This is a genomic window from Streptomyces milbemycinicus (assembly GCF_002154605.1).
Lineage (GTDB): Bacteria > Actinomycetota > Actinomycetes > Streptomycetales > Streptomycetaceae > Streptomyces > Streptomyces milbemycinicus.
In genome coordinates, this window is record NZ_MUNE01000815.1 from 1 (window position 1) to 8,561 (window position 8,561).

Sequence of the window (8,561 nt, forward strand, 5' to 3'; positions counted from 1 at the left end):
CCTGGAGGATGTTGCCCTTCTTGACGCCGTGCGAGAACTTGGCGGGGGGCGCGGTGTGGGTGTCCGGGGTGATCGCGATCTTCTGAAGCTTCTCGCTCATGGGGTTCCTTGGATAGCTGTTGGTTACTTGTCGTCGGGGTCCGGTTCGGCGGGCGGGGCGCTTCCTGAGTACTCTCGGCTGATCGCCTCCGCGGTACGGCGCACCAGCGGCAGCAGTTCGAGCAGTTCCTCGGCCGAGACCACGACATTCGGCGCGGAGACCGAACACGCGGCGACCACCCGCCCGTCCGCACCCCGGATGGGTGCCCCGACGCAGTTGATCGACTCCTCGTGGCCGCCGAGGTCGGTGGCCCAGCCCTGCTCCCGTACGGTCGCCAGCTCCTTGAGGAAGGCCGCGGCGTTCGGGGTGGAGCGCGCGGTGTACGCGGGGTACTGAAGCCTCTCGGCGACCGCGCGCCGCTCCGCCTCGAGCAGATCGGCCAGCAGCAGCTTGGCGACCGCGGCGACGGTGATGGCGACGGGTTTGCCGATCCGCGAGTACATCCGGACCGGGTAGCGGCTCTCCACCTTGTCGATGTAGACCACCTCGTTCTCCTCGTACACGGCGAGGTGGACGGTGTGCCCGCACTGTTCGTTGAGCCCGGCCAGATACGGGTGGGCGATCTCGCGCACGTCCAGGTTCTCCACGGCCTGCTGCGCGAGCGCGAAGAGACGGGCGCCGAGCCGGTAGCGCTGGTCCTGCTGCCGGTAGACCATGCCGTGCTCATGCAGGGTGCGCAGCAGCCGCAGCGCGGTTGTCTTGTGCACGCCGAGCCGCTTGGCCACCTGCTCCAGGTTGGCCGGGCCCTCCGCCAGCAGCGGCAGGATGCTCAGCGCTCGGTCGACGGTCTGGCTCATGGGTGGGGCACCTCCGCGCGTACGGTCCCGGGCGTCCCGGTGTCCGTCCAGCCGGGGCCGAGTCGCAGTGTGCCCCACGCGCCGGCGTCGAGGGCGACCAGGCGGTCGGCGCGCTCGCGCGAGGGCGGGGTGCCGAGGTCGCCGGGGACGGTGAGGGCGGCCGCCGCCATCAGATGGCCGTGCCGCAGCCGCGCCGCGACGGACAGCCCGCGCAGGGTGCCCGACAGGAACCCGGCGGCGAAGGCGTCACCGGCCCCGACGGACGCGACCACATCGACGTCCAGGGCCGGTTCGAAGGTGACCGCGTCGCCGCCGTCCGGCTGCCGCGCGTACACCGTGGCGCCCGCGCTCCCCTGCTTCACCACCAGCACCGCCGGCTCGGGCAGGGCCGCCCGGACCGCCTCCGCGCCACGCAGCCCCCAGGCGGCCACGGCCTCGTCCTCGCCGACGAAGACCAGGTCGCAGCCGCGGGCGAGGTCCAGCAGCCGCCCGCTGTCCTGGCCGCGCCAGAGCGCCGTGCGGTAGTTGACGTCGAAGGAGAGGAGGGGGCGGCCAGGCGCGCGGGTGGTGAGCTCCCGCATCAGGGTGTGGCAGTCGTCGGAGAGGGCCGCGGTGATCCCGGTGAGGTGCAGAACGCGGCCCGACGACGCCCACTCGCGGGGCACCAGGCGCGGGGACATGGCCGAGGCGGCGGACCCGGCCCGGTAGTACACGACCTCGGAGACCGACTCCTCCCCTTCGTCCCCTTCGTCCCCTTGGTGCGCGTCGGTGAGCGCCCGCTCCCCCGCCGTACGGAAGTAGATGCCGGTGGGCCGGTCCGGGTCGCGCTGCACGTACGAGACGTCCACGCCCGCGGCGGCGATCTCCGCGACGAGGTGGTCCCCGAACCCGTCCGCCCCGACGCGGCTGATCCACCGGGCGGTGTGCCCGACGCGCGCGAGCGAGCACGCGACGTTGGACTCCGCGCCGCCGATCCCCCGCGAAAACGCCGGCACGTCGGCGAGCCGGCCCGGCGAGGACGGCACGAAGGTGACCATCGACTCGCCGAGGCACACGACGTCGGTGACGTCGGCGACGTCGGCGTGGAGGTCTGCAGACACGAGGGCCGGCTCCTTGCTGGTTCGGAGTGTGGCGCGCACCGTTGACCGGGTGCTCGGCGGGATGTTAGACACCGTTAAGCGCCATACGCAATGACCGTTGCACATATTGCAACCAAGGATTTATGGGAGGCTCCATGGCCGCCGACCACGCCGCCGACACGCCCGACTCCGCCGTCGGGCGCCTCGCCCGCGAGCGCGTCGACCACCGCTTCAAGGGCCTGCCCCCCGGCGCCGAAGGCCGTACGGTCGGCGAGCTGGCCGCCGAGCGCCGCTCCCTGTTCACCGGCGGATTCACCACCCCCGTCCTGGTGCTGTCCGCCGAGGCCCTGGAGCACAACCTCGCCGCCATGGAGCGCTACTCCGCCGCCCACAAACTGGCCTTCGCCCCGCACGGCAAAACCTCCCTCGCCCCCCAGCTCTTCGAACGCCAACTCGCCCACGGCGCCTGGGGCATCACCGCCGCCGTCCCCACCCATGTGCGCATGTACCGCGCCTTCGGCATCCAGCGGATCTTCCTCGCCAACGAGATCGTGGACGCCGCCGCGCTCGGCTGGCTCGCCCAAGAGCTCGACGCCGACCCCGACTTCCGCTTCATCGCGTACGTCGACTCCCCGCGCGGCGTCCAGCTCATGGACGCGGCCCTGCGCGAGGCCGGCGCCCGCCGCCCCCTCGACGTCGTCGTCGAACTCGGCGCGGGCCCCGGCGCCCGCACCGGCGCCCGTACGGAGGCCGACTGCACGGCCGTCGCCGACGCGGTCGCCGCCACCGACACCCTCCGCCTCGTCGGCGTCGCCGGCTACGAGGGCGAGGTGCCCAAGCCTGACGGCGAGCGGGTACGGGCGTGGCTGCGCCGGCTCACCGCGCTGGCCGTCGCCTTCGACGGCGAGGGCCGGTTCGCGGACGCGGACGAGATCGTGGTCAGCGCGGGCGGCAGCGCGTGGTTCGACGCCGTCGCCGACGTCTTCGCGGAACTGCCCGACCTGTCCGGCCCGGTTCTGAAGCTGCTCCGCTCCGGCGCGTACGTCTCCCACGACGACGGCCACTACCGCCACATCACCCCCTTCAACCGCATCCCCGACGAAGGCGCCCTGCACCCCGCCTTCCGCCTCTGGGCCCAGGTCGTCTCCCGCCCCGAACCCGGCCAGGCCTTCCTCAACGCGGGCAAGCGCGACGCGGCCTACGACCTCGACCTGCCCCAACCGCAGGTGATCCGCTCCGCAGACGGCACCGAACGCCCCGCCACCGGCCTCACCGTCACCGGCCTCTCCGACCAGCACACCTGGCTCACGGTCGAGGAGGGCGCCTCTCTGGAGGTCGGCGACTGGGTGGGCCTCGGCCTCTCCCACCCCTGCACGAGCTTCGACAAGTGGCAGCTGATCCCGGTGGCCGAGGCGGACGGCACGGTCACGGACTACATCCGCACGTTCTTCTAGCCCGCCCAGCCATCCGGACACGCACAGGGAGAGGCAGCGCACATGGACATGGTCATCCGCGACGCGCAGGTCATCGACGGCACCGGCGGCGCCCGCTACCGGGCGGATGTCGCCGTCGACGGCGGGCGGATCGCCCGCATCGTGCCGGAGGGCGCCGGGCCGCGCCCGACAGGTCAGCGGGTGGTGGAGGCGGACGGGCTTGCGGTCGCGCCCGGGTTTATCGATATGCATGCGCACAGCGACCTCGCGCTGCTGCGCGACCCGGACCACTCCGCCAAGGCCGCGCAGGGCGTGACGTTGGAGGTGATCGGCCAGGACGGCCTGTCGTACGCGCCCGTCGACGACCGCAGCCTCGCCGAGGTCCGTACGGCCATCACCGGCTGGAACGGCGACGGCTCCGACATCGACTTCAGCTGGCGCACCGTCGGCGAGTACCTGGACCGCCTCGACCACGGCTTCGACGGCCAGGGCATCGCGGTCAACGCCGCGTACCTCATCCCCCAGGGCACCGTCCGCATGCTCGCGGTCGGCTGGGCGGACCGGGACGCCACGGCGGACGAGCTGGAGCGGATGAGGCGGCTGGTCGCGGAGGGGCTTGAGCAGGGGGCGGTCGGGTTGTCGTCCGGGCTCACGTACACGCCGGGGATGTACGCGTCCGACGCCGAACTGACCGAGCTGTGCCGCGTCGTCGCCGCGTACGACGGCTACTACTGCCCGCACCACCGCTCGTACGGCGCGGGCGCCCTTCAGGCGTACGAGGAGATGGTGGCGCTCACCCGCGAGGCGGGCTGCGCGCTGCATCTCGCGCACGCGACCATGAACTTCGGTCTGAACAAGGGCCGCGCGCCCGAACTGCTCACGCTGCTGGACCGGGCGCTCGCCGAGGGTGCCGACATCAGCCTCGACACCTATCCCTACCTCCCGGGCTGCACCACGCTCGCCGCGCTGCTGCCCAGCTGGGCCGCCGAGGGCGGCCCGCAGGCCATCCTGGACCGGCTCCTGGACGAGACGGCCGCCGAGCGGATCCGGCATGTCATGGAGGTGGAGGGGGCGGACGGGTGCCATGGCGTGCCCGTCGACTGGGACACCATCGAGATCTCGGGGGTCAACCACCCCGTCCTGGCGGCGCACGTCGGCAAGACGATCGCCCAGTCGGCGCGTGAGCGCGGCGAGGCGCCGTGGGAGACCGCGCGCCGACTGCTGCTGGAGGACCGGCTCGGTTCGACGATCCTGCAGCACGCCGGGAACGAGGAGAACGTGCGGGCGATCATGAAGCACCCGGTACACACGGGCGGCAGCGACGGCGTCCTGCAAGGCGCCAAGCCGCACCCGCGCGCGTACGGGACCTTCCCGCAGTATCTGGGCCGCTATGTACGCGAGTTGGGCGTGCTGTCCCTGGAGGAGTGCGTGGCCCACCTCACCGCGCGCCCCGCGGCCCGTCTCCGCCTCCCCGACCGGGGCCTGGTCCGTGAGGGCTACCGCGCCGACCTCGTCCTCTTCGACCCGGACACGGTCGCCGCGGGCTCCACCTTCGAGTCCCCGCGCACCCTGCCGACCGGGATTCCGCACGTGCTCATCGACGGCCGCTTCGTCATCGAGGACGGGCGGCGTACGGATGTCCTGGCGGGGCGGTCCGTGCGGCGCGCGCCGACGGGCTGAGTTCGCGGTCAGCCCTTCGTCGCTGCTTCGAGTTCCACCTCCACCAGCCGGTAAAGGTGCCGCCGCGCCGTCTCCGTGGTCAGCGGCGGGGCCTGGCGCAGCCGCTGCAGGGCCAGGCCGTCGGCGAGGGCGGCGAAGCGGACGGCGAAGCCGGCCGGGTCGGCGCAGCGGAGGTCGCCCTTGGCCAGGCCCCGTTCGACGAGGGCGCGGATCTCGCCGTGCCAGCTCTCGTAGCGCTCGGCCTGGCCGCGGGCGAAGGCCTGATCGCGGTCGCCCGCATGCCAGTAGTCGAACCACATCCGCCAGTGGCGGTCGGTGTCGTCGGTGAACAGCGCGTCGATGAGCAGCCGCAGCCCCTCGGCGCCGCTGGTGGCGCGGGCGGCGGCCTCGCTGAGCGCCGCGTAGTAGCGCTCGATGTGCAGCACCATCGCCTCGGAGAGGACTTCCTGGACGCTCTCGAAGTGGTAGGTGACCGTGCCGACCGAGACCCCCGCGGCGGCTGCCACATCGCGTACGCCCACCGCCGCGGAACCGCGCTCCACGATGAGCGGTACGGCGGCCTCCACGATCAGGCGGCGGCGCACCTCGGTGGGCTGCCGGGTGCGCGCGGAGGCGGCGACGGCCCGCCGTGGGGCCTTGGGGCGGCCGGTGCGTACGGGGCTTTCGGGGCGGTCGGCCGCGGACGACGTCATGCCGAGGTCCTGGGGGTGGTGTGGTGCCAGGTGCGCTTGGCCACTGTCTCTCCGTTCGCCCGTGCTTCGAGGCTGCTGTCCATGATGAATTCGGTGTCCGTCGCGCGTAGTTCGGTACTGGTCACGATCGCCGCATCCCAGTCGCCCCGCCGCAGCCGGATGGTCCACTGGGAGCTTGCCACGGCCGAGCGCGGGTCGCCGTCGCGGATCCGGTACGTCTCCAGGGCGCTCTCCTCGTACCGCAGGCCGTCCGGGTAGGTGCGCGAGCCCCCGTAGTTGGGGTCCACCTCCAGGGTCCACTCCCCGGTCGCCACGTCGTGCCGCACCACCCGCTCGGGCCGGGGCCTGGCGGGTGGCTCGGTGGTCACCGGCAGCGGCGGGGCCTGCTCGGGCTCCTCGAAGGTGATCGGTGGGCGGCCGGTGTCGGCGTCCGGGTCGCGTACGGGGAGGAGTACGGCGCTGTCCGCGGGGCGCACGCTCAGCGCACCGCGTTCACCGTGCGGCCAGACCCACGGCCAGTACTGGTCGGAGACGGCGACGCGGATGCGGTGGCCGGGCGGGAAGGCGTACCCGATGGCGTTCAGCTCGAACTCCACGTCCTCGTACGTCCCCGGCGACCACTCCACCGCCGTGTCCCGGCCCTGCCGGGACAGCAGGTTGAGCACGCCCCGGGTGACCAGCGTCGAGGAGCCGTCGGGGGCGACGTCGCAGATGCGCGCGATGACATGCGCGCGCGGGGTGGCGCTGTCCAGGCGCAGCCGGACGCGCGGGCGGCCCAGGATCTCCACACGCCCGGTCAGCGGCGCGGAGTCGAAGCAGACCGAACGGCCGTCCTCCTCGCGCTGGTCGGGCGGCAGGTCGGTGGCGTTGCCGAAGGGGAAGAAGCGCCCCGCGTCGATACCGGTGTGCAGCGGTGAACGCACGATCACCGGCTCCGTCCCCTCACCGCCCAGCGGCTCACCGCCCAGCGGCCGCTCGTCCCAGCTGACGGCCGGGGTGGGCCAGGCGTCGTCGGCGACCCAGCGGCCGGGCATGGTCGCGTAGTGGGTCGCGGGCGGCACCGGGTCGTTGATCCAGGAGCGCAGGGCCGGTTCCTCCATGACCCCGGTGTCCACGCCCTTGAGCCAGTGGTCCCACCAGCGCAGCGTCTCCTGCAGAAAGCCGATCGCCGGGCCCGGCGGCAGGCCCCGGTCCGGGTACTGATGCGACCAGGGCCCGATCAGCCCCCGTACGGGCGCGTCAAGGTGCTCGACCAGCCGCAGCACGGTGTCCCGGTACGGGTCGGCCCAGCCGCCGACCGCGAGGACCGCCGCGTCGATGGCGCCGTAGTCCTCGCAGACGCTGCCGTGCCGCCAGTAGCCGTCCCGCTCCTGATGCGCCAGCCAGGTGTGCAGATACGGCTCCAGCGCCGCCAGCCGCTCCCGCCACATGGGCAGCCACCGGTCCTCGCCCACGGCGGCCGGGTCCGGCGGGCGGGCCGTGAACGCGAGCATGGTGCCGGCCCAGGCGAGCATGTCGATGCCGAGGACGGCGCCGCCGGTGTAGTGGACGTCGTTGTCGTAACGGTCGTCGGTCGAGCAGACGGTGACGATCGCCTTCAGCGGCTCCGGGCGCAGGGCGGCGATCTGGAGGGAGTTGAACCCGCCCCACGAGATGCCGAACATGCCGACCTTGCCCGTGCACCACGGCTGGGCGGCCAGCCACTCCACGACGTCGACCCCGTCGGCGAGCTCCGTCTCGGTGTACTCGTCGAGCATCACGCCCTCGGAGTCCCCGCTGCCGCGCAGATCGACCCGGACGGAGGCGTAGCCGTGCCCGGCGTACCAGGGGTGGCGCTGCGCGTCGCGCGGGGCGGTCCAGTCGCTCTTGCGGTACGGCAGGTACTCCAGCAGCGCGGGGACGGGGTCCGCGGTGGCGGCAGCGGTGTCAACAGGTCGCCAGATCCGCGCGTGCAGCCGGGTGCCGTCCCGGGTGGGGATCCAGACGTCCTCCGTCTGGACCTCGCGGTCGAACTGCTCGCGGTACTTCACGTGGTGTAGCTCCTCGGTCGTACGTGTGGGGGGTGTGCGCGGTCAGGTGGCCACTGGGCGCCAGCGGCGGATGCGGTGGCCGGGGCCGAGGTCGGTCCAGGTGTCGTCCGGTTCCGCGGCGTCCTGCCAGTCGTCAGCCGCCTCGGACGCCTCTCCGGCTTCCCCGTCGGGGTCCAGGGCCGCGGCCATGAGGCGGCGCGTGTAGGGGTGGCCGGGGGCCGCGAAGACCGCGTCCGTGGGGCCCTCTTCGACCACCACCCCGTGCCGCAGCACCACCACCCGGTCCGCGATCCCCCGCACCACGGCCAGGTCGTGGCTGATGAAGAGGCACGCGAGGTCGCGCTCGCGGCGCAGGTCGTCGAGCAGGCGCAACACGTCGGCCTGGACGGAGACGTCGAGCGCGGTGGTGATCTCGTCGGCGATCAGTACGTCGGGCTCACCGGCCAGCGCTCGGGCGATGCCGATCCGCTGCCGCTGACCGCCCGAGAGCTGCGCGGGCAGTCGGTCGGCGAGGGCCGGGTCGAGGCGTACGTCGGCGATGAGCTGTTGGGCGCGGGCGGCGGCGGCCGTACGGGAGGGTGCCGTGCCGAAGAAGCGCAGTGGACGCCGTACCGCGTCGCCCACCGAACGCCGGGGGTTCAGGGACGTGTCGGCGTTCTGGAAGACGAGTTGGACCTTGCGCCGCAGGGACAGCGGCCGCTGCCGCGCCGGGCGGGCCAGGTCCCCAAGGGACCCGGTCAGGTCGCCGCC

General features: G+C 73.2%; 7 protein-coding genes and 1 pseudogene. 2 read left to right on the forward strand and 6 right to left on the reverse strand.

Annotated elements, in window-relative coordinates:
• From CCN51_RS58645 to CCN51_RS46895, 3 genes and pseudogenes are all read right to left on the reverse strand, one after another.
• Nucleotides 1–100, reverse strand: a pseudogene (locus CCN51_RS58645) (RidA family protein); the annotation flags it as partial.
• Nucleotides 101–123: 23 nt separating this feature from the next.
• Nucleotides 124–897 carry an IclR family transcriptional regulator gene (locus CCN51_RS46890; protein WP_014176820.1) on the reverse strand — a complete coding sequence of 258 codons (774 nt, stop codon included), beginning with the start codon at nucleotides 895–897 and terminating at the stop codon, nucleotides 124–126.
• Nucleotides 894–1,997, reverse strand: a complete 1,104-nt coding sequence (locus CCN51_RS46895) for a sugar kinase (RefSeq protein WP_014176821.1) — start codon at nucleotides 1,995–1,997, stop codon at nucleotides 894–896. Before CCN51_RS46895 ends, CCN51_RS46890 begins: the two co-directional genes overlap by 4 nt.
• A gap of 134 nt (nucleotides 1,998–2,131) precedes the next feature.
• On the opposite strand from CCN51_RS46895, the gene CCN51_RS46900 reads away from it, so the two are divergent.
• Both CCN51_RS46900 and CCN51_RS46905 read left to right on the forward strand, forming a co-directional pair.
• Nucleotides 2,132–3,430 carry an amino acid deaminase gene (locus CCN51_RS46900; RefSeq protein ID WP_014176822.1) on the forward strand — a complete coding sequence of 433 codons (1,299 nt, stop codon included), beginning with the start codon at nucleotides 2,132–2,134 and terminating at the stop codon, nucleotides 3,428–3,430.
• A gap of 42 nt (nucleotides 3,431–3,472) precedes the next feature.
• Nucleotides 3,473–5,089, forward strand: a complete 1,617-nt coding sequence (locus CCN51_RS46905) for an N-acyl-D-amino-acid deacylase family protein (RefSeq protein WP_014176823.1) — start codon at nucleotides 3,473–3,475, stop codon at nucleotides 5,087–5,089.
• Nucleotides 5,090–5,097: 8 nt separating this feature from the next.
• On the opposite strand, the gene CCN51_RS46910 is transcribed toward CCN51_RS46905, so the two are convergent.
• The 3 genes from CCN51_RS46910 to CCN51_RS59490 all read right to left on the reverse strand — a co-directional run.
• The gene (locus CCN51_RS46910) at nucleotides 5,098–5,781 is read right to left on the reverse strand and encodes a TetR/AcrR family transcriptional regulator (RefSeq protein WP_014176824.1); all 684 of its coding nucleotides are present in this window, start codon (nucleotides 5,779–5,781) and stop codon (nucleotides 5,098–5,100) included.
• A complete protein-coding gene (locus CCN51_RS46915) occupies nucleotides 5,778–7,811 on the reverse strand; it encodes a CocE/NonD family hydrolase (RefSeq protein ID WP_014176825.1) in 2,034 nt (677 codons plus the stop codon). The genes CCN51_RS46910 and CCN51_RS46915 overlap by 4 nt, the downstream gene beginning before the upstream one ends.
• Nucleotides 7,812–7,853: 42 nt before the next feature.
• A partial coding sequence (locus tag CCN51_RS59490; protein ID WP_143676123.1) for an ATP-binding cassette domain-containing protein occupies nucleotides 7,854–8,561 on the reverse strand: 708 nt, incomplete at its 5' end.